This is a genomic window from Paracoccus sp. SMMA_5_TC, assembly GCF_009696685.2.
Lineage (GTDB): Bacteria > Pseudomonadota > Alphaproteobacteria > Rhodobacterales > Rhodobacteraceae > Paracoccus.
This window is the reverse complement of sequence record NZ_CP102355.1, coordinates 2553036-2575145: the sequence shown is the minus strand read 5'-3', so window position 1 is coordinate 2575145 and position 22110 is coordinate 2553036. Positions and strand designations below refer to the sequence as shown.

Here is a 22110-nt window from a genome sequence, read left to right as displayed (position 1 = left end):
CCTTGCGCGGCTTGTCGTGGCGATCCGCGGGAAATTGATCGCGGTGACAGGCTGGCGGCGGAAAATTGCCGGGGTGAGGCGCGCTTTGCGGAATGGTTACATGCCCGATTGCACCTGTGCGCTTTCGCGCGAAACCACCTGACCTGCGGTTTGCAGATCGCGCCCCGCGCCCTTGACTGTTTCGCAGGCGGCCAGCGCCAACAGGGCAAACACAGGGATAAGCTTGGCAAAACGGGTCATCAGATGCTCCTGCTCGGTCATGGTTGTAGCAAAAAACGCCGGATTATTGGTCAGGTTCCGTTAATGCGATCTTAACCCGCCGAGGCGACAATGCCAGCATGATGCGATTCGCCCGTCTGATCGTGCTGCTGGTTTCCGCCTGCGCCTCGCCTTCGCCGGGGTTTTTCGGCGCGGCGCGGCACGATGTCACGCTACAGGGCATCCGCTTTGCCGTGTTTCATCAAGGCAACCGGGCTCAGGTCATCCGCCTGGGTTACCTGACGCCGCGGCAGAGGGCGCCGGTTCCCGATCTGATGCGGCAGGCGGCTGAACAGGCCACCGGCTGCCGCGCGATTCCCGGCAGTCTGATCACGCGCCTGCCCGGCGATACCGGCGAGGCGCGGCTGGCGCTGGATTGCGGCTGAGCGCCTGACTGTCAGCCCAGAAAGGACAGCACCGCCTCGGCGATTTCGGCGGGCTTGTCGGCGTGCAGCCAGTGACCTGCGCCCGGGATATGGATGATCTGCGCCTGCGGGAAATGCCGGCCGATGGCATCGCATTGCTGGGGGCGACAATAATCCGACTCGTTTCCGGCCAGGAACAGCGCCGGACCGTCGAAGCCGTTCGTCTCGATCCGTGGCCAGCCGGTGATCAACGGCATCTGGTCGCGCAATGCGGCCAGGTTGAATTTCCAGCGCGGCGGTTCGGCCTTCATGTCCAGCGATTGCAGCAGAAACGCGCGCACGCCGGCATCCGCGATATGTTGTGCCAGACGTGCATCAGCCTCGGACCGCAGGCGCAGGCCGGTCAGATCTGTCGCCTCCATTGCGTCGATCAGCCCGTTCTGGCTATGGTCATAGGCGTAGGGGGCGATGTCCAGCACCACCAGCCGCCGGACCAGATCGGGCCGGGTCAGCGCAAGGCACATGGCCGCCTTGCCGCCCATCGAATGACCCACCAGATCCGCGGGTCCGCCGATATGGTCGATCACCTGCGCCAGATCCTGCGCCAGCGCCGGATAGCTGTGGTCGGGATCGTGGAAACTGTCGCCATGGTTGCGCATGTCCACCAGCACCACCCGCCGGGTCTCGCCCAGTCGCCGCGCAAGCCCGCCCAGGTTGCGCCCCGATCCGAACAGCCCGTGTGCAATCAAAACCGGGGGTTGCCCGGTGTCGGTTCCGGTTTCTGTATACTGCAACATCATTCCGCCAGCCTAGCGCTACTGGTCAGCCGTGACCAGAGCGGCTAGCTTGGCTGGGGAAAGGAAATGTCGATGCGGATTGACGATATCAGGCCGATGGCTGACGAAATCGCCAGCCTGATCGCCGCGCGCCACGGCGGGCTGCGTCGCGGTCAGCACGCCAGCCTTGAAATCATGTTGCGCAAGCGGGGTGGGGCTCTGCCGCGTCGCCTGCGGCGCGAAGCCCGCATCCTGGCCGATGCCGACCGCCTGGCCGAGAACCCCCGCCTTGCCCGCCAGGTCGACCTGGCCCGCGTGGGACAGGCGCATCGCGCGCTGCTGGCGCATCTGCGGCCCTTGGGGCAGGGGGCGCGCATGCGTGGGCGCATGGCAGGCTTTGCGGCCAGCGTGGCCCTGGGGTTGCTGGTGCTGGCCGGGGTCGCGGTCTGGATCATGACCCGGCGCGGACTGGTCTGAGCCCGCGCCGGCAGACATTCACATGCCGTTGTAAAGCGGGAAGCGCGCGCAAAGGGCAGCCACTTCGGCCTTGACCCTGGCCTCGACCTCGGCATTGCCGTTTTCGCCATTGGCAGCCAGGCCGTCCACGACCTCGACGATCCAGCGGGCGATCTGGCGGAACTCGGCCTCGCCAAAGCCGCGGGTGGTGCCAGCCGGGGCGCCCAGGCGGATGCCCGAGGTCACGAACGGCTTTTCGGGGTCGAAGGGCACACCGTTCTTGTTGCAGGTGATATGGGCACGCCCCAGCGACGCCTCGGTTGCCTTGCCGGTCACGCCCTTGGGGCGCAGGTCCGCCAGGCACAGGTGGTTGTCGGTGCCGCCCGACACGATGTCGATGCCGCCCTTCATCAGCTCGTCCGCCATGGCGCGGGCATTGGCCACGACCTGCGCGGCATAGTCCTTGAACTCGGGGCGCAGCGCTTCGCCGAAAGCCACGGCCTTGGCGGCGATCACATGCATCAGGGGACCGCCCTGAAGGCCGGGGAACACCGCCGAATTGATCTTCTTGGCGATATCGGCGTCGTTGGTCAGCACCATGCCGCCGCGCGGCCCACGCAGCGACTTGTGCGTGGTGGTGGTGACCACATGCGCATGCGGGATGGGCGAGGGATGCTGGCCACCCGCGACCAGCCCGGCGATATGGGCCATGTCCACCATCAGCCAGGCGCCCACCTCATCGGCGATGGCGCGGAATGCCGCCCAGTCCCAGATGCGGCTATAGGCGGTGCCGCCGGCCACGATCAGCTTGGGCTTGTGTTCCAATGCCTTTCTGCGCACCTCATCCATGTCCAGCAGCTGATCCTGCTGGCGCACGCCATAGCTGACCACGTTGAACCATTTGCCCGACATGTTCACCGGGCTGCCATGGGTCAGGTGCCCGCCCGAATTCAGATCGAGCCCCATGAAGGTGTCGCCGGGCTGCAGCAGTGCCAGGAATACCGCCTGGTTCATCTGGCTGCCGGAATTGGGCTGCACATTGGCGAATTGGCAGTCGAAAAGCTTTTTCGCGCGCTCGATCGCCAGTTCTTCGACGATGTCGACATACTGGCAGCCGCCATAATAGCGCTTGCCGGGATAGCCTTCGGCATATTTGTTGGTCAGGACCGAACCCTGAGCCTCCAGCACCGCCTTCGAGACGATGTTTTCCGACGCGATCAGTTCGATCTCGTCGCGCTGGCGGCCCAGTTCCTTGCGGATCGCGCCAAAGATTTCGGGGTCGCGGCTATCCAGCGTCTCGGTGAAAAATCCGGTGTCGGTCATCTGGTCCTCATGCATAAAGGCGGCCTGGCGGGGTTCTAGCGGGTTTTGTCGCCGCCGGCTAGGATGGATGCGACGGCGATGCGGCAGGATTTGCCGCCGTCGCAGGGGCTTGCGCCGGCGCGTGCGGACGGCAAGATGGCATGCATGAAGATGCATTTCATCGCCAGCAGCACGGAAACTGCGGTTACCGCGGCCGAAACCCTGTCAGAACGCTATGGCCACGTTCCCATGCGCGAGGCCGAAGTGATCGTGGCGCTGGGGGGGGACGGGCTGATGCTGAATGTCATGCATCAGAACCGCGGCCTGCCGGTCTATGGCATGAATCGCGGCACGGTCGGTTTCCTGATGAACACCTATTCCGATGACGACCTGCCCGCCCGCATCCGCGCGGCCGAGGAAACCGTCATTCATCCGCTGGCGATGACAGCAGGAACCACCGACGGACATGAGCACTGCGCCCTGGCGATCAACGAGGTCAGCCTGTTGCGCGCGGGTCCGCAGGCGGCGCGTCTGCAGATCAGTGTCAACGGGCAGGTGCGGATGCGCGAACTGGTTTGCGATGGGGCGTTGCTGTGCACGCCGGCGGGCTCAACCGCCTACAACTATTCCGCCAACGGTCCGATTCTGCCGCTGGGGTCGGATGTCCTTGCCCTGACCGCAATTGCCGCCTTTCGCCCCCGACGCTGGCGCGGAGCGATATTGCCCAGTTCGGCCACCTTGCGCTTTGACGTGCTGGAATCGGACAAGCGTCCGGTCATGGCCGACGCCGATTCCCGGGGGGTCGATTCCGTGCTGTGGGTCGAGGTTCGCACCGAGCTGTCGATCAGCCACCGACTGCTGTTCGATCCCGGTCACGGGCTGGAAGAGCGCCTGATGCGCGAACAATTCGTTTGAGAACCGCGCGTGCCCGCGATAAACGGCCGGGCATGAGCAACCAACCCGATCTGCCCCCCGAAATCGCCCGCCGCCGCACCTTTGCGATCATTTCGCATCCGGACGCTGGAAAGACCACGCTGACGGAAAAATTCCTGCTGTTCGGCGGGGCCATCCAGATGGCGGGCCAGGTGCGCGCCAAGGGCGAGGCGCGGCGCACGCGCTCGGACTTCATGAAGATGGAACAGGACCGGGGGATTTCGGTGTCGGCCTCGGCGATGTCCTTCGACTTTGGCCAATACCGCTTCAACCTGGTCGACACCCCCGGCCACAGCGACTTTTCCGAGGACACCTATCGCACGCTGACGGCAGTCGATGCGGCGATCATGGTCATCGACGGCGCCAAGGGTGTGGAAAGCCAGACCCGCAAGCTGTTCGAGGTCTGCCGCCTGCGCGATCTGCCGATCCTGACCTTCTGCAACAAGATGGATCGTGAAAGTCGCGATACCTTCGAGATCATCGACGAAATCCAGGAAAACCTGGCCATCGATGTCGCCCCGGTAAGCTGGCCCATCGGCATGGGCCGCGATTTTGTCGGGGCCTATGACCTGCTGCATGACCGGCTGGAGATCATGGACCGTGCCGACCGCAACCGGGTGGCGGAATCGATCCAGATTTCGGGGCTGGACGATCCGCGGCTGGCCGATCACGTGCCCGCCGACCTGCTGGCCAGGCTGCGCGAGGAACTCGAGATGGCGCGCGAACTGCTGCCCGCCTTTGATCGCCAGAGCTTTCTGGAAGGGCACATGACCCCGATCTGGTTCGGCAGTGCGATCAACAGCTTTGGCGTCAAGGAGCTGATGACCGGCATCGGCGAATTCGGGCCGCCGCCGCAGCCGCAGAACTCGGCCGAACGCGAAATCGCGCCGCACGAATCCGCCGTCACCGGCTTTGTGTTCAAGGTGCAGGCCAACATGGACCCCAAGCACCGCGACCGGGTGGCCTTCGTGCGCCTGGCCTCGGGGCATTTCGAGCGCGGGATGAAGCTTTTGCACGTGCGGTCGAAAAAGCCGATGGCGGTGTCGAACCCGGTGCTGTTCCTGGCCGCCGACCGCGAACTGGCCGAAGAGGCCTGGGCCGGCGACATCATCGGCATCCCCAACCACGGCCAGCTGCGCATCGGCGACGCGCTGACCGAGGGCGAGGCGCTGCGCTTTACCGGCATCCCCAGCTTTGCACCCGAGCTGTTGCAAACCGTACGCGCGGGCGATCCGATGAAGGCCAAGCACCTGGAAAAGGCGCTGATGCAATTTGCCGAGGAAGGCGCGGCCAAGGTGTTCAAGCCGATGATCGGCTCGGGCTTCATCGTCGGGGTGGTGGGCGCGCTGCAATTCGAGGTGCTGGCCAGCCGGATCGAACTGGAATACGGCCTGCCCGTGCGGTTCGAGCCGTCGCAGTTCACCAGCGCCCGCTGGGTGGCTGGCCCCAAGGAGCGCATCGACCAGTTCGCCAATGCCAACAAGCAGCACATGGCGCGCGATCATGATGGCGATCTGGTCTATCTGACGCGGTTGCAATGGGACATCGACCGGGTGCAGCGCGATCACCCGGAACTGAAGCTGACCGCAACCAAGGAAATGATGGTCTAGCCGTCTTGGGGATCGGTCGGGTCGTCCTTGACCTGATCGGTCCAGACCTTGAAATCGACCAGGCGGTGCGTGCCGAAGCTGGCGATCATGGGCACATCGGCGGCATCCCTGCCGTGGCCGATGGTGATGCGCCCGATACGCGGGCTGTTGTTGCGCGGATCGAACGCCCACCACCGACCCGACAGCCAGACATGCATCCAGGCGGCGAAATCCATCGGGTCGGGACTGGGCGGCACGCCGATGTCGCCCAGATAGCCAAAGGCATAGCGGGCCGGGATGTTCAGCGCGCGGCAGAGCGCTATGGCAAGATGCGCATAGTCGCGGCAAACCCCCTTCTGCTCGGCATAGGAACTGTGGGCGGTGCGGAACACATCGGCATCGCCATAGCTGAACACCAGGCGCTGATGGACAAAGTCGCAGATCGCCTGCACCCGCGGCCAGCCAGGCGCAACATTGCCGAACAGATCCCAGGCGATCTGTCCCATCATGTCGGATTCGCAATAGCGGCTGGGTGCGAGGTAGGGCAGCACCTCGTCGGGCAGGGATGCAACCGGGATTTCCTGCGCCGCGGGGCAGATCGGGTCACGCAAGCCGCTGTCGGCGATCACCGCATCGGATTGCAGGGTCAACCGCCCGCCGGGGGCGGTCAGGCGCATCCGCAGGTTGCCGAACACGTCCAGATGCGTGGCGCAAGCCACCTCGGGGTCGGTGCGGAACTGTTCGGTGCCGCGCAGATCCATGCGGCGTTCAGGGCGCGCGGTCATCATCGTGATCAGCGGAACCGGCCCGTCCGATTCCAGGGTGATGCGATAGCCGTATCGGATCAGCATCACAGGACCGTCACGTCCAGGGTGATGCGGGCGTTCAAGAGCTTGCTGACCGGGCAGCCCTTTTCGGCCCGGCGGGCGCATTCCTCGATCACGGCCTTGTCGCCGGTGGCCGAAATGCGGGTCACCAGATGCGCGGTCTTGATGGCAAAGCCGTCGCCGTCCTTGTCCAGCCCGATTTCCGAAGTGGTTTCGATGCGCACATCGGTGATGCCTTCCTGGGCAAGCTGGCCGGACAGCGCCATGCTGAAACAGGCGGCATGGGCGGCACCGATCAGTTCCTCGGGGTTGGTGCCGGGCTTGCCCTCGAACCTGGTGTTGAAGCCATAGGGCTGGTCGCTGAGCGCGCCGGACCGGGTCGAGATACTGCCCGTCCCGTCCTTGAGCCCGCCCTGCCATTTCGCCGAACCGGAATTGACGATCATCGGTCGCTCCTGCAAATGCGATTTCCGTGGGGGTTTGCAGGGGAAACGCCACTGGGACCGCGCGGGTTCAATCACGTTTTGCGACGGCCGCCGGTGACGGGCTTGTCATTTGCGTCCCGCTCCGAAAACGGGCCTGATTTCCGGGATTTGACGCGGAGGATACGATATGCGCCTTATTGCAGTTGCCCTGGTTGCCGTGCTGGCCACACCGGCCCTGGCCCAAGATCACGCAACGATGGATCACGCGGGCCATGGTGCCCAGGACGCTGCGAGCGCCGGCTATCAGGCGGCGATGCAGCGCATGCACGACGACATGATGATCGATTACAGCGGTGACGCCGATGTGGACTTCATGCGCGGCATGATCCCGCATCACCAGGGCGCCATCGACATGGCCAAGGTGGTGCTGGAACACGGCAAGGATCCCCAGGTGCGCAAGCTGGCCGAAGAGGTCATCAAGGCCCAGACCGCCGAAATCCAGATGATGCAGGATTGGCTGAAGGCGCATGACGCCGCCGAATAGGCGGCGGAAAGCGGGCGCGTTCTAGCCCAGAAGGCGCTCGGCCTCTTGAATGGCGAAGCGGTCGGTCATGCCGGCGACGTAATCCAGCACGACGCGGGCGCGGCCGGTTTCGTCGCCGGCCGCCTCGGCCGCCTGAAACCAGTGGTCGGGCATCTTCGACGGGTCGTTCAGATACAGCGGGAACAGGCCGTTCAGCATCTGCGTCACGCGCTGGCGTTCCGCCACAACAGAGGGCGCGCGATACATGCGGGTGAACAGGAACAGCTTGATCGCCTTGAGATTCTGATAGAGCGGCTTGGAAAAGCGGATGATTGGCCCGTCCATGTCGCGGATGTCCTGGGCGCTTTGGGGCTGAAGGCTGCTCAGCCGGTTCTGCGCCACGGCGATCACATCCTCGACCATGACGCCAAAGACGCGGCGCAGCGCCTCGTGCCGGCGGCGCATCGGCTCCAGTCCCGGGTGCAGGGCGTCCACCTCGGCAAAGGCGTCGCCCACCACGGGCAGCTGCGCCAGGTCGGTTTCATCAAACAGCCCCGCGCGCAGCCCGTCATGCAGGTCGTGGTGATTATAGGCCACGTCATCGGCGACCGCGGCCACCTGAGCCTCGGCGCTGGCGTTGGTGGACAGCTCCAGATCCCATTCGGCATTCACCTCGGCCAGGGCATAGGGCAGGTCGCCAGTGACCGGGCCGTTGTGCTTGGCGATGCCTTCCAGGCTTTCCCAGGTCAGGTTCAGCCCGTCGAAATCGGCGTAATGCCGTTCCAGGCGCGTCACGATGCGCAGCGCCTGGGCATTGTGGTCGAAGCCGCCATAGGGCGCCATCAAGGCGGCCAGCGCGTCCTCGCCTGTGTGGCCGAAGGGGGGATGGCCCAGATCATGGGCCAGGGCGACGGTTTCTGCCAGATCCGCGTTCAGCCCCAGCACGCCGGCGATGGTGCGGGCGACCTGCGCCACCTCGATGGTATGGGTCAGGCGGGTGCGGTAATAATCGCCCTCATGTTCCACAAAGACCTGGGTCTTGTGCTTGAGACGGCGAAAGGCCGAGGAATGGATGATGCGGTCGCGGTCGCGCTGCCAGGGGCTGCGAAAGGTGGACATGCGTTCGGGCCAGCGCCGGCCGCGGCTGTCCTGGGGGTGGCAGGCATAGGGAACCGTCATGATCTCCGTGCATTCCTTGCGAGAATTTCGGCGCAACCCTATATTCCCAACCTGACGACGGAAACGGGAACGCCCCATGAACCTGGAACTGAACCTGCCACCGCGCGTGACCGAACGTGCCTTTGCGCGGCTGGCCGAAATCAATGGCGACGGCCCGGCCCGGCCGCTGCGCGTCGCGGTATCGGGCGGCGGTTGTTCGGGCTTTCAATACGACATCCGCCTGGACGATGTGGCCGAGGATGACCTTGTCCTGCAGGGCGGGGGGCAGACCGTGGTGGTCGATCCTGTGTCGCTGCCGTTCCTGGCCGGTGCGACCATCGATTTCGTCGATGAACTGATTGGCGCGCGATTTGCCATCGACAATCCCAATGCCAGTTCGTCCTGCGGCTGCGGCACCAGCTTTTCGATCTGATCTGGTCAGCCGTGCGGCGCGCGGCTAGTGTGCCGCCATGAAGATCGCGACATTCAACATCAACGGCGTTCGCGCCCGGATCGACACGCTGACCGGCTGGCTGCGCGAGGCGCTGCCCGACGTGGTGGTGTTGCAGGAAATCAAGACCCAGGATGACGGCTTTCCGCGCGAGCCGATCGCGGATCTGGGCTATCACATCGAAACCCACGGCCAGAAAAGCTTCAACGGGGTGGCGATCCTGTCGCGCCTGCCGCTCGAGGACGTGGCGCGCGGGCTGCCCGGCGATCAGTCGGACGAACAGGCGCGCTATATCGAGGCTACGGTGATCGGCCGGCAGGCGGTGCGCGTCGCGGGGCTTTATCTGCCCAACGGCAACCCGCAGCCGGGGCCCAAATTCGATTACAAGCTGGCCTGGATGGCGCGACTGCACGCCCGGGCGCGCGAGCTGCTGACGGCCGAGCTGCCGACGGTGATGCTGGGCGATTTCAACGTCATTCCCGAACCGCGCGACGCCGCCTTTCCTGAAAAATGGCGCGAGGATGCGCTGTTTCAGCCCGAAAGCCGCGCGGCGCTGCGCCGGATCGTCTTTGATGGCTGGCTGGACGCGGTGCGCGACCGGCATTTCGGCGATCAGCGCGGGCCGTTCACATTCTGGGATTACCAAGGCGGCGCGTGGCAAAGGGACAATGGCATCCGCATCGATCACATCCTGCTATCACCAGAGGCGGCGGACCTGATGATCGACCTGGGCATCGATCGCGACGAAAGGGCCAAGGACAAGCCCAGCGATCACGTGCCGGTCTGGGTCGATCTGGACGCCTGAAACGGAACCACCGACGGGCGTTCAGCGACCCGGGGCCTCGTCCAGATCGGCCGCATCCTCGTCATCGTCGCCAAAACGGGCATCGTCGGCATATTCGTCCTCGCCTTCGCCGACATATTTGGCCGACAGGGCAATGGAATGTCCGTCGTGGATCGGGTCCATGACCACATCCGACGGAATTTCCCCGGCCAGCCATTCGCGGATTTCGTCCTTGGCCTCGTCGATGTCCTGCCCGGTCACTCTGGCGATATAGCGGATGAAGGCGCGCTGATCGCCGTCGATCTCGTCCAGGTCGTCCTCGTCCACTTCGGGCCATTTCTCGGTGATCGCCTCGTAAAAGGCGGACCAGTTGGCCTGAACGTTACTCCATCTCATCAGTAACCTCCTCTGCCGCCCAGATTGCCCTGCACCAGGCGCGACATGCCGGTGATATCCTCGCCCACGCCGGCAACGGTGTTGCATCCGGCCAACGCCAACAGCACCAGCAAGGTTGCGATCAGCCTGCGGTTCATTGTTCTTCCCCACGCCACCATGTTTCCGGCATGAAGCCGGGCCAGTCCCCATAAAGCGGCGTCTTTTCAGGATAATGCAGGTCGGCGCGATGGGCCAAGCGGGAAATCTGCGAATAGCTGACCGGAATGACGTAGCGCCCGGTGGTCAGCACGCGGTCCAGCGCGCGGACGGCGGCGCGGTAATCCTCGGGCGAGCTGGCTTGCAGCATCGCATCGATCATCGCCTCGGCTGCCGGGGAATCCATGCCCATCCAGTTGCGGCTGCCCGGCTTGGTCACGCCATCGCGGCCCCAGTAAAGACGCTGTTCGTTCCCTGGCGATAGTGACAGGCCGCGTTCATACCAGGTCATGTCGAACTGGTAATTGTTGGTGCGCTCGACATATTGCGCGGCGTCCAGCATCGTCACCTGTGGCCGGATGCCCAGATTGCGCAGCGATTCGACGAAGATGTCGATGATCTGCCGGGTTTCGGCGCTGGTGCGCATGGCGCTGCCCGACTGGTTCAGCAGGATCTCGAACTTGAACGGCTGGCCCTGTGCGTTGCGCAACTCGCCCTCCTGGACCGTCCAGCCCGCCAGTCGCAACAGCTCCAGTGCCGCGCGGATGCCTTGCCGATCCACGGCACGGTCGCCGCCTTCGGGCAGGACATAGCCTTCCAGCGCGCCCGGGGGCAGGCTGTCGGCATAGGGTGCCAGCAACTCGGCCTCGCGGCCGCGGGCCGGGCCCGGTTGCATCGCCAGTTCGGAATTGGCGAAATAGCTGGTGATGCGGGGATCCTTGCCGCCGCTGAGCGTCAGGTTTATGAAACGATAGTTGAAGACCTCGATCATGGCCTGGCGCACCCGCCAGTCGGCGAAAAGCGGATTGCGCGTGTTCATCACCAGGCCGATGATGCCCGACGGGCGCTGGTGGGGGATTTCCGATTTGACCACCCGGCCGTCGCGGATCGCCGGAAAGTCGAAATCGCGGTCCCAGCGCGCGGCGACCAGTTCGCGCCACACGTCGATCTCGCCGGCCTTGAACGCCTCGAACATGGCGGCGGCGTCCCCGAAATAGTCGTAGCGGATGGTGTCGAAATTGTGCAGCCCGCGCGACACCGGCAGGTCGCGGCCCCAGTAGTCGGGATTGCGCCGGAAGGTGATGGAACGGCCCGGATCGACCTGGTCGATGACATAGGGACCGCTGCCGATGGGCGGCGTCAGGCTGGACTGGCTGAAATCGACCCCTTGCCACTGGGCCTTTTTCAGGATCGGCCGCATCCCCATCAGCAGCGCCAGCTCGCGGTCGCGGGTCTTGAAGCTGAAGCGGATCTTGTTGGGGCCGGTCTGCTCCATCTTATCGACCTGCGCCCAGACCGAGGTATAGCGCGGGTGGCCCTTGGTCCCCAGCGTCTCATAGGACCACATCACATCCTCGACCGTGACCGGCGAGCCGTCGGAAAAGCGCGCCTCGGGACGCAGGGTGAATTCGACCCAACTGCGTTCAGGGTCGGTTTCGACGCTTTCCGCCAGCAACCCGTAAAGGGTGAAGGGTTCGTCGATGGATCGCATCATCAGCGATTCGGTCAGCAATCCCGGCTGCGTAAAGATCGGCCAGACCGGATTCCCCATCAGGATCCAGGGATTGAGCGAATCGAAGGTGCCGGTTTCGGCAAGGCGAATCGCACCGCCCTTTGGGGCTTCGGGATTGGCATAGGGCAGGTGCGTAAAGCCCGGTTTCAGCGCCGGTTCTCCATACATTGCAATGGCATGGACGGGTTCGGCGGGACTTGCCAGCGGCATGGATGCAACACACACGCAAAGGGCGAGTGTCCGCCAGATCGCGGAATCGTTAGTAAATTTGAAGAATCGCATGCTCGAAGGCCCTGGTTTCGGGGTCGTTGACCTGATTGGCGCCAAGATTAGCGGCCCCTTGGCCGCGAGGCAAACTTCCCCATTGGACTCAACCGGCGAAAAGCGTATAGATAAATCACTGCTCGATAGGTTTCTTGCCTGTATGAAACCTGCCTCATGACTTGCGCCCGCCTCGTGCGGGCGCTTTTTTATTCGAACAATCCCGTTTCGATCGCATGGCAGGTCCGAGCGGCGTGCTTGACGGGCGGGGGTTTTTGCTCATGCTCGCCCCGTCAAAATGTCATGAGGGCAGGAGAGGGCGATGTTTCAGAAATTCCTGAGCGGCAAGACGGCTGTGGTGACCGGGTCGAATTCAGGCATCGGGTTGGGGGTTGCGCAGGAACTGGCCCGCGCCGGGGCTGATGTCGTGCTGAACAGCTTTACCGACAGCGACGACGACCATGCCCTGGCCGAAAACCTGGCGCGCGAACACGGCGTCAGCGCGCGCTACATCCAGGCCGACATGTCGAAGGGCGACCAGTGTCGCGAACTGATCCAGCGGGCGGGTCGCTGCGATATTCTGGTCAACAATGCCGGTATCCAGCATGTCGCGCCGATCCCCGAGTTTCCGGTCGAGAAATGGGACGCGATCATCGCGATCAACCTCAGTTCGGCGTTTCACACCACTGCGGCGGCGCTGCCGCTGATGCGGCAGGCCGGTTGGGGAAGGGTCATCAACATCGCGTCAGCCCATGGTCTGACGGCCAGCCCGTTCAAATCGGCCTATGTGGCGGCCAAGCACGGCATTGTCGGCCTGACCAAGGTGACTGCGCTGGAAACCGCGCAGGAAGCCATAACCTGCAATGCGATCTGCCCGGGCTATGTGCTGACCCCGATCGTGGAAAAGCAGATCCCCGACCAGATGAAGACGCATAACATGAGCCGCGAGGACGTGATCGCCAAGGTCATGTTGCAACGCCAGCCGTCGGGACAATTCGCCACAGTCGAGCAGATGGGCGGGACGGCTGTTTTCCTGTGTTCGGCGGCGGCCGACCAGATCACAGGCACCACCATATCCGTCGATGGCGGCTGGACGGCACTTTAGACCGAACTTTCATCTGGCGCGGATGGCCTGCCCGGCAGGGATGATGTCCCGGCCGGGCAGAAGGTCGCGATCAGGACCAGATTGCCTCGAACTCGCGCCATTCTCCCTTGCTCATGCCGCTGTTTTCCTGCGTCACGGTTTCGCCGGCAAGACGACGCCGCAGCACCGCGACGGCCTGCGCCGACAGTTGCACCGCGCCCAGCCGATAGTCCTGGAAGGCGGCATAGGCATGGGGCACCCAATCGCGGACGATGTCGCAGATCGCCACGGCATAGGCACGGATTTCGTATTGCGCATGGGCGTCTGCCCGCAGCCGCAGGAAGTGGAACAGGTTATGCAGATCCACTTTCCAATACCATTGTGTATAGATATTGGCGGGCAGGTTCATCCGCGCCAGTTCGCGTGCAAGCCCCTGCTGGCCATCCTGACTGAGCAGCGACTCGTAATGGTCATAGCTGCGCATGGCGTCCTGGCGCAGCAGGTCCAGCACCCGCGCAGCCTCTTCGCCCTGCAAAACCTCGCCACGACCCTGGTTGTTGACGGTCGATTGCGCGGCCAGGTGCTCGGGCGCGGGGATATAAAACTCGCGGTCGAGAATGGAATAGCGTGCCGAATATTCGTTCACGTTCGCTGTGCGGTGACGGATCCATTGCCGCGCGACAAAGACCGGCAGCTTCACATGCAGCTTGATCTCGCACATCTCGAAGGGGCTCGAATGCCAATGCCGCATCAGATAGCGGATCAACGCCTCGTCATTGCTGACCGATTTGGTGCCGCGACCATAGCTGACCCGGGCGGCCTGGGTAATGGCGGCATCATCGCCCATATAGTCGATGACCCGCACCATGCCATGGTCCAGAACCGGATGCGGCTGGTAAAGGTGCCGCTCCATCCCCTCGGAGACAGCACGCAGGGTGGGGCGCGGCTGGGCGCGCAACTCATCGATCTGGGCCTGTTGCTCGGTCGTCAGGGTCATGGGGGGATTCCTTTACTGCCTGCGGCGTAGTTATACGCGAAGAACTGCAGAAGGAACCCCGCTGGCGTGCCGGCCGTTTTGGCAGGTCAGCCGTCACGCTGCGAGATCAGGAAGGGAACGTCGTGAAAATTCGTTATCTGCACACCATGGTCCGGGTGCTGGATCTGGACAAGAGCATCGCCTTTTACCGCCTGCTGGGCCTTGAAGAGATTCGCCGCGTCGAAAACGACCAGGGGCGGTTCACCCTGGTGTTCATGGCCCCGCCCGGCCAGCCGGAAACCCCGGTCGAACTGACCTGGAACTGGGATGGCGACGACGGCCTGCCGTCAGACAGCCGGCATTTCGGCCATCTCGCCTATCAGGTCGAAAACATCTACGACCTGTGCGAGCGGCTGATGGCAGCGGGTGTTACCATCAACCGACCGCCGCGCGACGGGCACATGGCCTTTGTGCGCAGCCCGGACAACATCTCTATCGAACTCTTGCAGGCGGGCGAGCGTCTGCCGCCGCAAGAGCCCTGGGCCAGCATGGAAAATACAGGCCACTGGTAGGGGGCAGCCGCAGCAACAGCGCCTGTCATTCGATCAGTAGATATAGCGGATCTGTTCGACCCAGAACCGTTCGACCCGCCGCCATTGCAGGTTAACAGCCTCGATCGGCGGGTCATCCAGGACGCCCGAAAGCTCCAACCCCTCGGCGTGGCGTGCAAACAGGTTCGCAACGCAGTCGCGCACCTGCCAACCGCGTTCGGTCAGCCGCACCCGAACCGAGCGACGGTCCATTTCACAGCGTTCGTGGTGGACATATCCCAGTTCCACCAGTTTCTTGAGATTGTAGGAGACGTTGGAACCCTGATACATGCCACGAGAGCGCAACTCGCCCGCTGTGACCTCGGCCGCCCCCAGGTTATAGATCAGCAGGGCCTGCACCGGCGTCAGGTCCGAACGGCCGATCCGTTCGAATTCATCCTTGACCAGATCAAGCAGAAGCCGATGCAGCCGTTCAAGGATCTGCAGACTTTCCAGATAGGCTTCCGTGCGGCTGCTTCGCGACACGGCCCGCAGTGCGGGCATCGATGGGGCAGGGCTGCGCTGATGCATATGCGGTATCCGTTTCGTGGCTTGTTTCCGCCACCTTGCCCCATATTTCCCAATCTTCGGTTAATTCCGAAGCAGTTAGCTAAAATTGTCGCTATTTCCCCGCCAGCCGCGCCAGGGCAAAGCGCGCCACCAGGTCCAGCATCGGTGCCAGTTCGGCCGGCCCGGAGCTTTCGCCGCGGCTGCGCGCGCTGATCCAGGGGTAAAGATCCTGATCGTTTTCCGCCAGCAGCGCCTCATACTGGTCGAGCTGTTCGGCGCTCAACCCCTCAAGCTGACTGTCGGCGAAGGGGCCCAGGATCAGGTCCATTTCCTTGGTGCCGCGCCGCCAGCTGCGCATCCGCAGCCGCTTCAGCCGTGCGATGTCGTCGTCCATTTTGCCTCCGGCTTGCCTGCGCATCGGCACCCGCCTAGACAGGGCGGAACCAGCCACAGGATCTGTTCGATGAGCTTCTTGTCTCAGACGCTTGCCCGCGTCAAACCCTCGCCCACCATCGCCATGACAGGCCGTGCCCGCGAACTGGCCGCTGCCGGGCGCGACATCATCAGCCTGTCTGCCGGAGAGCCCGATTTCGACACCCCCCTGCACATCCGCGAGGCGGCCAAGGCTGCCATCGACGCCGGCCACACCCGCTATACCGCCGTCGATGGCATCGCTGAACTGAAACAGGCGATCTGCGCCAAGTTCCGGCGCGAAAACGGGCTGGATTACAGCCCGGCCGAGGTCACTGTGGGCACCGGCGGCAAGCAGATCCTGTATAACGCGTTGATGGCCACGCTGAACCCGGGCGACGAGGTCATCATCCCCGCGCCCTATTGGGTCAGTTATCCCGACATGGTGATGTTGGCGGGCGGCACCCCGGTCATCGTCGAGGGCGCGATGCAGAACGGCTACCGCATCACCCCCGAACAGTTGCAGGCCGCGATCACGCCGCGCACCAAATGGGTGATCCTGAATTCGCCCTCGAATCCGACGGGGGCGGGATACGGGCACGATGACATGCGCGGCCTGACCGATGTGCTGATGCGACATCCGCAGGTCTGGGTGCTCAGCGACGATATCTATGAACATCTGGTGTTCGACGACTTTCGCTTCGTGACCCCCGCCCAGGTCGAACCGGGGCTGCGCGACCGCACACTGACCATGAATGGCGTGTCCAAGGCCTATGCGATGACCGGCTGGCGCATCGGGTATGGAGCCGGCCCGGAACCGCTGATCAAGGCCATGGGCACCTTGCAGTCGCAATCCACGTCCAATCCCTGTTCGGTCAGCCAATATGCGGCGCTGGCGGCGCTGGAGGGTCCGCAGGATTACATCCGCGACAGCCGGGCGGTGTTCCAGCGCCGGCGCGATCTGGTGGTGGCGGGGCTGAACGATTGCCCGGGCATCACCTGCCCGGTGCCGCAGGGGGCTTTCTATGTCTATCCCTCGATCCGGGATCTGATCGGCAAGACCTCGGCCGGGGGGCGGGTGATCTCCGATGACCAGGCCTTTGCGACGGCGTTGCTGGATGAAACCGGGGTGGCAGTCGTCTTTGGCGCGGCCTTTGGCCTGTCGCCGCATTTCCGCATTTCCTACGCGACTGCGGATGAGGTGCTGGCGGATGCCTGCCACCGCATCCGCCGCTTTTGTCAGGGGCTGCGCTAGGCGCGCGCCATCACCACAGGTGCTTGCGCAGCGCCTCGCCCTCGACGTCGGTGCGGGTGCTGGCATGCACCTCGGCGCCGATGTCGCGCAGGATGTGATCGGGCAGATCCTTCAGCGCGTGGCGCGTCGCGGGATCGTCCAGCGCCGCCATACGGTCCTGGCAGCGGAAATTGTCATGGGCACGGCGGCCCAACAGCATCATCAGTCGGTCGGCAAGCCCCCATGGCCGCCGAATGGGCGTGTTGTCATATGGCATCCTGTTTTCCTTTCCGCGAATTGCGCGGTTGCCGGATGCTGCCAACATGCTACTTTTCAACGGAAACTGCCAACAAAGCCTCAGCACGACCGTATAAGGCAAACTTATGTCCATCCCGCCGCTTGCGGCGCTGCGCGCCTTCGAGGCGGTGGCCCGTCACCTCAGCTTCACCCGCGCGGCCGAGGAGCTGGGCATGACCCAGGCCGCAGTCAGCTATCAGATTCGCGTGCTTGAGGAACGGTTGGGCTCGCCGCTGTTCCTGCGCAATCCGCGCGGGGTGACGCTGACCGAAACCGGCGCGATGTTCGCCCGTCCGACCATCGACGCATTCGAGATGCTGCGCGAAACCTTTGCCGCGCCGGCTTCGGATGCGGTCTCGACCTTTTCCATCTCGACCGTGCCGACGCTGGCGGGGGCGTGGTTGTCGTCGCGGCTGGGCAAGTTTCAGCTGAACAACCCCAACCTGGCCGTTCGGCTGGAAACCAGCGACGCACTGGTCGATTTCGCGCGCGAGGATGTGACGGTTGCCATCCGCGCCGGCAACGGCAACTGGCCGGGGCTCGAGGCGCATTTCCTTATGCCCGTCGAATACACGCCAATGCTGTCGCCGGAACTGGCGCGCCGCCACGAATTGCGCGAGCCCGCCGATCTGCTGAAGCTGCCGCTGCTGGATCGGGGCGATCCCAACTGGGCGCTGTGGATGCGCACCGCCGGGGTGGCGGACTGGGAAAGTCAGCACAAGCCCGGCTTGACCATGAGCACCGACCTGCACGAGGCGCGCGCTGCGCTGGCCGGCTATGGCGTCGCGCTGTTGCAGCCGGGCTTCTTTCAGCTGGAACTGGCGACGGGCGGGCTGATCCAGCCGTTCCCGATCATCTCCCGCAGCGGGCGGAATTTCTATCTGGTCTATCCGCAGGGGCGGCGCAATCGCCCGGCGATTCGCAAGTTTCGCGCCTTTCTGCTGGACGAGGTGGCCGGCGACAACGCCTAGGACATGCTGTCGCCGGCGACGCCCTGCTCAGGCCAGCAGGGCGGAGGGTCGCGTCAGGGTTTCGGGACGCAGGATGGCATCCAGCCTGTCCTTGGGCAGCAACCCCTTTTCCAGCACCAGCTCATAGACACCGCGGCCGGTCAGATGCGCCTCGGTCGCGACCTCGGTTGCGGCAGCGTAACCGATATAGGGGTTCAGCGCCGTGACCACCCCGATCGAGCGTCGCACGGTTTCGCCGAGCACCTCGCGATTGGCGGTGATGCCGGTCACGCAGTTGTCCTGCAGTGTCGCACAACCGGCGACCAGATGATCGACCGACCGGAACAGGCTGTAGGCGATCACCGGCTCGAAGGCGTTCAGCTGCAACTGGCCACCTTCGGCCGCCATGGTGATGGTCATGTCGTTGCCGATGACCTCGAAACAGATCTGGTTCATCACCTCGGGGATGACGGGATTGACCTTGCCCGGCATGATCGAGGAACCGGCCTGCCGCGCGGGCAGGTTGATTTCGTTGAGACCCGCCCGCGGCCCCGAGGACAACAGCCGCAGGTCGTTACAGGTTTTCGACAGCTTGACCGCCACGCGCTTGAGCACGCCCGACACCTGCACGAAGCAGCCGCAGTCCTGCGTCGCCTCGACCAGATCGGCGGCGGTGACCACCGGGATCACGGTGATTTCGGCCAGGCGCGCGCGCACCCGTTCGGCATATTCGGGATGGGCGGTGATGCCGGTGCCGATGGCGGTGGCGCCCAGGTTGATTTCGCACAGCAGATGCGACACCTCGGCCAGACGCGCCTCATCCTCGCCGATCATGATGGCATAGGTGTTGAATTCCTGCCCCAGGGTCATGGGCACGGCCTCCTGCAACTGCGTGCGGCCCATTTTCAGGATGTCAGAGAATTCCACCGCCTTGGCGGCAAAGGCGCCGCGCAGGCTGGCCAATGCCGCGATCAGTCTTTGCAGGCCGCGCCATGACGCCAGCCGCAGTGCCGTCGGATAGACGTCATTGGTCGACTGGCTCATGTTCACATGTTCATTGGGGTGCAGGAACTGATACTGCCCCTTGTCGTGGCCCATGATTTCCAGCGCGCGGTTGGCGATCACCTCATTGGCGTTCATGTTGGTCGAGGTTCCGGCGCCGCCCTGGATCTGATCGACGATGAACTGATCGTGCAGCTTGCCGGCGCGGATTTCCTCGCAGGCGGCGACGATGGCATCGCGGCGTTCGGCCGAAAGCAGCCCCAGATCGGCATTTGCCAAGGCGGCGGCCTGCTTGATCGCGGCCAGCGCGCGCACCAGTTCGGGGATCTCGCCGATCCTGCGCCCCGAGATCGGGAAGTTTTCGACCGCGCGCAGGGTGTGAACCCCCCAATAGGCGTCGGCGGGCACCTCGCGGTCGCCAAGCAGATCGTGTTCGATGCGGGTCTGGGTCATGGTCACCTCGGATGGCATGACAGTTCGGCCCGCGTCGGCGGGCAGGGATCTGCATGCGTGAAACATGGATTTTCGATTATGTGCATGATGGGCGCCGACACGCCCGATGCCCGCGATCTAGGGGCGTTGCGTCCGCAACGCCAATGCCAAGTCGTGCTGGGTTATTCCGGAATTGCATGACCGCAGCCGATTTCACCTGCCGCCCGCCAGACCCGGCCGGTGATGCCGCGACCGCGGGCGGCATTGCGATACAGACGAATTTCCATGGGCAATTCGGGTGCGACGATTTCCAGCCGGCCGCTTTCGATTTCGCCGGCAACCAGCAGGCGCGGCAGCCAGACGACACCATGTCCGGCAACGGCCATGCTTTTCATCGCCTCGGCCATGCTGGCTTCGTCGGTATGTGCGACATAGACACGTGGGGCGCCGGGTTGGGCCTGGGCCATGCGTGCCAGCGTTCCCAGGAAGGAACCGCGTGAATATTGTAGCAAGGGCATCCCGTCCTGTCGCCACTCGGGCGGCCAGCCGGGACGCGCGACGGCCACCAGGCTGTCCTGACCCACGACCAGATGCGGATAGCCGCCGGGGTCCAGCGGGATGTTCACCTGCGGATGGGCATAGGTCAGAAAGAAGTCGTAACCACCCTCGGCCAGTGCGTCGATGCAGCGGTCGAAGTTTTCCGGCTTGACCCGGCTGGTCATCTGTCCGGCCGCCGTTTTCAGACGCATCAGCCAGCCCGGCAGGAAAGTGACGGTCAGGCTGTGCAGCGCCAGAAACGAGATTTCTCCTCCGCGGGCGCGGGCCTGATCGCGAAATTCGGCCCGCCGCGCCAGGATCATGCGGACGGTTTCCTCGGCGGTTTCGCGAAAGGCGATACCTTCGGGGGTCAGGCTGACGGGGTAGCTGTCGCGCGACAGAAGATCGGTGCCTAGCCATTCCTCGAGCGCGCGGATTCGGCGGCTAAAGGCGCTTTGCGTCACACCCCGCAGTTCGGCCGAGCGTGAAAAGCTGCGCGTTTCCGCCAGGATCAGGAAATCCTCGAGCCATTTGAAATCCATGCGGCCCCCTTTTCGGCCGCTCTATCCCAGCTTGCAGGAAGGCGCCAGTCAAAGCGCTTGCCCACGGCCGAGGTCAATGGTAATTCATACGTAATAACATTACGTTTTTATGAGGCGTTGCCATGACTGCGGGGGATCGGCGTCTGCCGGTGACGGTGCTTTCGGGATTTCTGGGGGCGGGCAAGACCACGTTGCTCAATCATGTCCTGAACAATCGTGAAGGTCGCCGCGTGGCGGTGATCGTCAACGACATGTCCGAGGTCAACATCGATGCCGATCTGTTGCGCGAGGGGGCCAGCCTGTCGCGCACCGACGAAAAGCTGGTCGAGATGACCAACGGCTGCATCTGCTGCACCCTGCGCGACGATCTGCTGATCGAGGTGCGCCGTCTGGCCGCAGCGGGACGCTTCGACTATCTGCTGATCGAATCGACCGGCATTGCCGAGCCGCTGCCGGTGGCTGCCAGTTTCGACTTCCGCGATGCACAGGGCCGCAGCCTGTCGGATGTCGCCCGGCTGGATACGATGGTGACGGTCGTCGACGCGATCAATCTGACCTGGGATTTTTCCAGCCATGACTTTCTGGCGGATCGCGGCGAGCATCTGGGTCAGGCCGATCAACGCAGCCTGGTGAACCTGCTGACAGATCAGATCGAGTTTGCCGATGTGGTGGTGCTGAACAAGGTCAGCGATGCCGGACCCGAACGTTGCGAACAGGCGCGTCGCATCATTCGCGCCCTCAATCGGGACGCCCGCATTGTCGAGGCGGATTTCGGGCGGGTCGATCCGGCGGAAATCCTGGACACAGGACTTTTCGATTTCGACCGCGCACATCAGCATCCACTGTGGGTGCAGGAACTTTACGGCCATGATGCCCACACCCCCGAGACCGAGGAATACGGGGTCACATCCTTCGTGTATCGCGCCCGCCGCCCGTTCCATCCCGGCCGTGTGCATCGGGTGCTGAACGGCGATCTGCCTGGCGTCATTCGTGCCAAGGGGCATTTCTGGCTTGCGACGCGTCCCGACTGGGTGGCCGAATTCAGCCTTGCCGGGGCGATCTCGACGGTCACGCCTCTTGGCAGATGGTGGGCGGGGGTGCCTGCCGAACGCTGGCCTTCCCATCCGGACGCCAGGGCGGAACTGCGGCGCCATTGGCTTGAACCCTGGGGGGATCGGCGGCAGGAACTGGTGTTCATCGGGCTGGAGATGGACAAGGGGGCGATCACCGCGGCCCTGGATGCGGCGCTGTTGCCGACCACTGATTTCCGCCCGATGGATTGGGTTGGCCTGCGTGACCCCTTTCCTGCTTGGGGCGCAGGAGGGGCGTGAGC

General features: G+C 64.0%; 27 protein-coding genes. 12 read left to right on the top strand and 15 right to left on the bottom strand.

Annotated features, from left to right (window positions below; translation table 11 throughout):
- Window positions 1–96: 96 nt before the first annotated feature.
- Window positions 97–240, bottom strand: coding sequence for an entericidin A/B family lipoprotein (locus GB880_RS13270; RefSeq protein WP_154492816.1), 144 nt, complete (start codon window positions 238–240; stop codon window positions 97–99).
- Window positions 241–338: 98 nt separating this feature from the next.
- Between GB880_RS13270 and GB880_RS13265 the strand changes: the two genes are divergently transcribed.
- Entirely contained in the window at window positions 339–644 is a 306-nt protein-coding gene (locus GB880_RS13265) for a hypothetical protein (RefSeq protein ID WP_229774336.1), read from the top strand.
- Between the two features lie 11 nt (window positions 645–655).
- Here the strand turns inward: GB880_RS13265 and GB880_RS13260 are convergent, their stop codons facing one another.
- Window positions 656–1423, bottom strand: coding sequence for an alpha/beta fold hydrolase (locus GB880_RS13260; protein ID WP_154492820.1), 768 nt, complete (start codon window positions 1421–1423; stop codon window positions 656–658).
- Window positions 1424–1492: 69 nt separating this feature from the next.
- Here GB880_RS13260 and GB880_RS13255 point away from each other — a divergent pair, with 69 nt between their 5' ends.
- Complete coding sequence (locus GB880_RS13255; RefSeq protein ID WP_154492822.1) at window positions 1493–1876, top strand: hypothetical protein; 384 nt, start codon at window positions 1493–1495, stop codon at window positions 1874–1876.
- A gap of 18 nt (window positions 1877–1894) precedes the next feature.
- Here the strand turns inward: GB880_RS13255 and glyA are convergent, their stop codons facing one another.
- Window positions 1895–3178: a serine hydroxymethyltransferase gene (glyA, locus tag GB880_RS13250; protein ID WP_154492824.1), complete on the bottom strand. Its 1284-nt coding sequence runs from the start codon at window positions 3176–3178 to the stop codon at window positions 1895–1897.
- A 144-nt stretch (window positions 3179–3322) separates the two neighbouring features.
- Between glyA and GB880_RS13245 the strand changes: the two genes are divergently transcribed.
- Entirely contained in the window at window positions 3323–4072 is a 750-nt protein-coding gene (locus tag GB880_RS13245) for an NAD kinase (RefSeq protein WP_263467186.1), read from the top strand.
- A 32-nt stretch (window positions 4073–4104) separates the two neighbouring features.
- Window positions 4105–5700 (top strand): peptide chain release factor 3, encoded by a 1596-nt coding sequence (locus GB880_RS13240; protein ID WP_154492826.1) that lies wholly within the window; start codon window positions 4105–4107, stop codon window positions 5698–5700.
- Here the strand turns inward: GB880_RS13240 and GB880_RS13235 are convergent.
- Window positions 5697–6530, bottom strand: a complete 834-nt coding sequence (locus tag GB880_RS13235; protein ID WP_154492828.1) for a transglutaminase-like domain-containing protein — start codon at window positions 6528–6530, stop codon at window positions 5697–5699. The two genes, GB880_RS13240 and GB880_RS13235, sit on opposite strands and share 4 nt — an antisense overlap.
- On the bottom strand, window positions 6530–6952 hold the full coding sequence (locus tag GB880_RS13230; RefSeq protein WP_154492830.1) for an OsmC family protein: 423 nt from the start codon (window positions 6950–6952) through the stop codon (window positions 6530–6532). Before GB880_RS13230 ends, GB880_RS13235 begins: the two co-directional genes overlap by 1 nt.
- 166 nt (window positions 6953–7118) lie before the next feature.
- On the opposite strand from GB880_RS13230, the gene copM reads away from it, so the two are divergent.
- Window positions 7119–7475 (top strand): CopM family metallochaperone, encoded by a 357-nt coding sequence (copM, locus tag GB880_RS13225; protein ID WP_154492832.1) that lies wholly within the window; start codon window positions 7119–7121, stop codon window positions 7473–7475.
- Between the two features lie 21 nt (window positions 7476–7496).
- Here copM and GB880_RS13220 read toward each other — a convergent pair whose 3' ends face one another.
- Complete coding sequence (locus GB880_RS13220; RefSeq protein ID WP_154492834.1) at window positions 7497–8633, bottom strand: deoxyguanosinetriphosphate triphosphohydrolase; 1137 nt, start codon at window positions 8631–8633, stop codon at window positions 7497–7499.
- A gap of 76 nt (window positions 8634–8709) precedes the next feature.
- Here GB880_RS13220 and GB880_RS13215 point away from each other — a divergent pair, with 76 nt between their 5' ends.
- Together GB880_RS13215 and xth are read left to right on the top strand one after the other, a co-directional pair.
- A complete protein-coding gene (locus GB880_RS13215) occupies window positions 8710–9045 on the top strand; it encodes a HesB/IscA family protein (protein WP_154492836.1) in 336 nt (111 codons plus the stop codon).
- Between the two features lie 37 nt (window positions 9046–9082).
- A complete protein-coding gene (xth, locus tag GB880_RS13210; RefSeq protein ID WP_154492838.1) occupies window positions 9083–9868 on the top strand; it encodes an exodeoxyribonuclease III in 786 nt (261 codons plus the stop codon).
- Window positions 9869–9889: 21 nt separating this feature from the next.
- Here the strand turns inward: xth and GB880_RS13205 are convergent, their stop codons facing one another.
- From GB880_RS13205 to GB880_RS13195, 3 genes are read right to left on the bottom strand one after another with little or no spacing between them, the layout of a single operon-like run.
- Window positions 9890–10243 (bottom strand): hypothetical protein, encoded by a 354-nt coding sequence (locus GB880_RS13205; protein WP_154492843.1) that lies wholly within the window; start codon window positions 10241–10243, stop codon window positions 9890–9892.
- The gene (locus GB880_RS13200; RefSeq protein ID WP_195840738.1) at window positions 10243–10380 is read right to left on the bottom strand and encodes a hypothetical protein; all 138 of its coding nucleotides are present in this window, start codon (window positions 10378–10380) and stop codon (window positions 10243–10245) included. Before GB880_RS13200 ends, GB880_RS13205 begins: the two co-directional genes overlap by 1 nt.
- Window positions 10377–12233, bottom strand: a complete 1857-nt coding sequence (locus GB880_RS13195; RefSeq protein WP_154492845.1) for an extracellular solute-binding protein — start codon at window positions 12231–12233, stop codon at window positions 10377–10379. The genes GB880_RS13200 and GB880_RS13195 overlap by 4 nt, the downstream gene beginning before the upstream one ends.
- 301 nt (window positions 12234–12534) lie before the next feature.
- Between GB880_RS13195 and GB880_RS13190 the strand changes: the two genes are divergently transcribed.
- Complete coding sequence (locus tag GB880_RS13190) at window positions 12535–13317, top strand: 3-hydroxybutyrate dehydrogenase (RefSeq protein ID WP_154492847.1); 783 nt, start codon at window positions 12535–12537, stop codon at window positions 13315–13317.
- Window positions 13318–13387: 70 nt separating this feature from the next.
- Here the strand turns inward: GB880_RS13190 and thyX are convergent, their stop codons facing one another.
- Entirely contained in the window at window positions 13388–14293 is a 906-nt protein-coding gene (gene thyX / locus GB880_RS13185) for an FAD-dependent thymidylate synthase (RefSeq protein ID WP_154492849.1), read from the bottom strand.
- Window positions 14294–14415: 122 nt separating this feature from the next.
- On the opposite strand from thyX, the gene GB880_RS13180 reads away from it, so the two are divergent.
- A complete protein-coding gene (locus GB880_RS13180; protein ID WP_263467185.1) occupies window positions 14416–14844 on the top strand; it encodes a VOC family protein in 429 nt (142 codons plus the stop codon).
- Between the two features lie 33 nt (window positions 14845–14877).
- On the opposite strand, the gene GB880_RS13175 is transcribed toward GB880_RS13180, so the two are convergent.
- Together GB880_RS13175 and GB880_RS13170 are read right to left on the bottom strand one after the other, a co-directional pair.
- Window positions 14878–15393 carry a helix-turn-helix domain-containing protein gene (locus GB880_RS13175; protein ID WP_154492851.1) on the bottom strand — a complete coding sequence of 172 codons (516 nt, stop codon included), beginning with the start codon at window positions 15391–15393 and terminating at the stop codon, window positions 14878–14880.
- A gap of 91 nt (window positions 15394–15484) precedes the next feature.
- On the bottom strand, window positions 15485–15766 hold the full coding sequence (locus GB880_RS13170; protein WP_154492853.1) for an FAD assembly factor SdhE: 282 nt from the start codon (window positions 15764–15766) through the stop codon (window positions 15485–15487).
- Between the two features lie 69 nt (window positions 15767–15835).
- On the opposite strand from GB880_RS13170, the gene GB880_RS13165 reads away from it, so the two are divergent.
- The gene (locus GB880_RS13165; RefSeq protein WP_154492855.1) at window positions 15836–17038 is read left to right on the top strand and encodes a pyridoxal phosphate-dependent aminotransferase; all 1203 of its coding nucleotides are present in this window, start codon (window positions 15836–15838) and stop codon (window positions 17036–17038) included.
- A gap of 10 nt (window positions 17039–17048) precedes the next feature.
- On the opposite strand, the gene GB880_RS13160 is transcribed toward GB880_RS13165, so the two are convergent.
- Complete coding sequence (locus GB880_RS13160) at window positions 17049–17294, bottom strand: DUF1127 domain-containing protein (RefSeq protein WP_154492857.1); 246 nt, start codon at window positions 17292–17294, stop codon at window positions 17049–17051.
- 106 nt (window positions 17295–17400) lie between these two features.
- On the opposite strand from GB880_RS13160, the gene GB880_RS13155 reads away from it, so the two are divergent.
- Window positions 17401–18285, top strand: a complete 885-nt coding sequence (locus tag GB880_RS13155) for a LysR substrate-binding domain-containing protein (protein WP_154492859.1) — start codon at window positions 17401–17403, stop codon at window positions 18283–18285.
- A gap of 27 nt (window positions 18286–18312) precedes the next feature.
- On the opposite strand, the gene aspA is transcribed toward GB880_RS13155, so the two are convergent.
- Together aspA and GB880_RS13145 are read right to left on the bottom strand one after the other, a co-directional pair.
- Window positions 18313–19719 (bottom strand): aspartate ammonia-lyase, encoded by a 1407-nt coding sequence (aspA, locus tag GB880_RS13150; protein WP_154492861.1) that lies wholly within the window; start codon window positions 19717–19719, stop codon window positions 18313–18315.
- 161 nt (window positions 19720–19880) lie between these two features.
- Window positions 19881–20777 carry a LysR family transcriptional regulator gene (locus tag GB880_RS13145; protein WP_154492863.1) on the bottom strand — a complete coding sequence of 299 codons (897 nt, stop codon included), beginning with the start codon at window positions 20775–20777 and terminating at the stop codon, window positions 19881–19883.
- Window positions 20778–20899: 122 nt separating this feature from the next.
- On the opposite strand from GB880_RS13145, the gene GB880_RS13140 reads away from it, so the two are divergent.
- Window positions 20900–22108, top strand: coding sequence for a GTP-binding protein (locus GB880_RS13140; protein ID WP_154492883.1), 1209 nt, complete (start codon window positions 20900–20902; stop codon window positions 22106–22108).
- Window positions 22109–22110 lie beyond the last annotated feature (2 nt).

What these genes read in the sequence shown, in the direction of transcription:
- GB880_RS13190 (WP_154492847.1), top strand. Translation starts at nt 12,535, where the DNA reads ATGTTTCAGAAATTCCTGAGCGGCAAGACGGCTGTGGTGACCGGGTCG.
- GB880_RS13260 (WP_154492820.1), bottom strand. Translation starts at nt 1,423, where the DNA reads ATGATGTTGCAGTATACAGAAACCGGAACCGACACCGGGCAACCCCCG.
- GB880_RS13265 (WP_229774336.1), top strand. Translation starts at nt 339, where the DNA reads ATGATGCGATTCGCCCGTCTGATCGTGCTGCTGGTTTCCGCCTGCGCC.
- GB880_RS13205 (WP_154492843.1), bottom strand. Translation starts at nt 10,243, where the DNA reads ATGAGATGGAGTAACGTTCAGGCCAACTGGTCCGCCTTTTACGAGGCG.
- GB880_RS13235 (WP_154492828.1), bottom strand. Translation starts at nt 6,530, where the DNA reads ATGCTGATCCGATACGGCTATCGCATCACCCTGGAATCGGACGGGCCG.
- GB880_RS13175 (WP_154492851.1), bottom strand. Translation starts at nt 15,393, where the DNA reads ATGCATCAGCGCAGCCCTGCCCCATCGATGCCCGCACTGCGGGCCGTG.
- GB880_RS13215 (WP_154492836.1), top strand. Translation starts at nt 8,710, where the DNA reads ATGAACCTGGAACTGAACCTGCCACCGCGCGTGACCGAACGTGCCTTT.
- GB880_RS13165 (WP_154492855.1), top strand. Translation starts at nt 15,836, where the DNA reads ATGAGCTTCTTGTCTCAGACGCTTGCCCGCGTCAAACCCTCGCCCACC.
- xth (WP_154492838.1), top strand. Translation starts at nt 9,083, where the DNA reads ATGAAGATCGCGACATTCAACATCAACGGCGTTCGCGCCCGGATCGAC.
- aspA (WP_154492861.1), bottom strand. Translation starts at nt 19,719, where the DNA reads ATGACCCAGACCCGCATCGAACACGATCTGCTTGGCGACCGCGAGGTG.
- GB880_RS13200 (WP_195840738.1), bottom strand. Translation starts at nt 10,380, where the DNA reads ATGAACCGCAGGCTGATCGCAACCTTGCTGGTGCTGTTGGCGTTGGCC.
- GB880_RS13255 (WP_154492822.1), top strand. Translation starts at nt 1,493, where the DNA reads ATGCGGATTGACGATATCAGGCCGATGGCTGACGAAATCGCCAGCCTG.
- GB880_RS13160 (WP_154492857.1), bottom strand. Translation starts at nt 17,294, where the DNA reads ATGCCATATGACAACACGCCCATTCGGCGGCCATGGGGGCTTGCCGAC.
- GB880_RS13195 (WP_154492845.1), bottom strand. Translation starts at nt 12,233, where the DNA reads ATGCGATTCTTCAAATTTACTAACGATTCCGCGATCTGGCGGACACTC.
- GB880_RS13170 (WP_154492853.1), bottom strand. Translation starts at nt 15,766, where the DNA reads ATGGACGACGACATCGCACGGCTGAAGCGGCTGCGGATGCGCAGCTGG.
- GB880_RS13245 (WP_263467186.1), top strand. Translation starts at nt 3,323, where the DNA reads ATGAAGATGCATTTCATCGCCAGCAGCACGGAAACTGCGGTTACCGCG.
- GB880_RS13270 (WP_154492816.1), bottom strand. Translation starts at nt 240, where the DNA reads ATGACCCGTTTTGCCAAGCTTATCCCTGTGTTTGCCCTGTTGGCGCTG.
- copM (WP_154492832.1), top strand. Translation starts at nt 7,119, where the DNA reads ATGCGCCTTATTGCAGTTGCCCTGGTTGCCGTGCTGGCCACACCGGCC.
- GB880_RS13155 (WP_154492859.1), top strand. Translation starts at nt 17,401, where the DNA reads ATGTCCATCCCGCCGCTTGCGGCGCTGCGCGCCTTCGAGGCGGTGGCC.
- GB880_RS13220 (WP_154492834.1), bottom strand. Translation starts at nt 8,633, where the DNA reads ATGACGGTTCCCTATGCCTGCCACCCCCAGGACAGCCGCGGCCGGCGC.
- GB880_RS13240 (WP_154492826.1), top strand. Translation starts at nt 4,105, where the DNA reads ATGAGCAACCAACCCGATCTGCCCCCCGAAATCGCCCGCCGCCGCACC.
- GB880_RS13140 (WP_154492883.1), top strand. Translation starts at nt 20,900, where the DNA reads ATGACTGCGGGGGATCGGCGTCTGCCGGTGACGGTGCTTTCGGGATTT.
- GB880_RS13230 (WP_154492830.1), bottom strand. Translation starts at nt 6,952, where the DNA reads ATGATCGTCAATTCCGGTTCGGCGAAATGGCAGGGCGGGCTCAAGGAC.
- thyX (WP_154492849.1), bottom strand. Translation starts at nt 14,293, where the DNA reads ATGACCCTGACGACCGAGCAACAGGCCCAGATCGATGAGTTGCGCGCC.
- GB880_RS13145 (WP_154492863.1), bottom strand. Translation starts at nt 20,777, where the DNA reads ATGGATTTCAAATGGCTCGAGGATTTCCTGATCCTGGCGGAAACGCGC.
- glyA (WP_154492824.1), bottom strand. Translation starts at nt 3,178, where the DNA reads ATGACCGACACCGGATTTTTCACCGAGACGCTGGATAGCCGCGACCCC.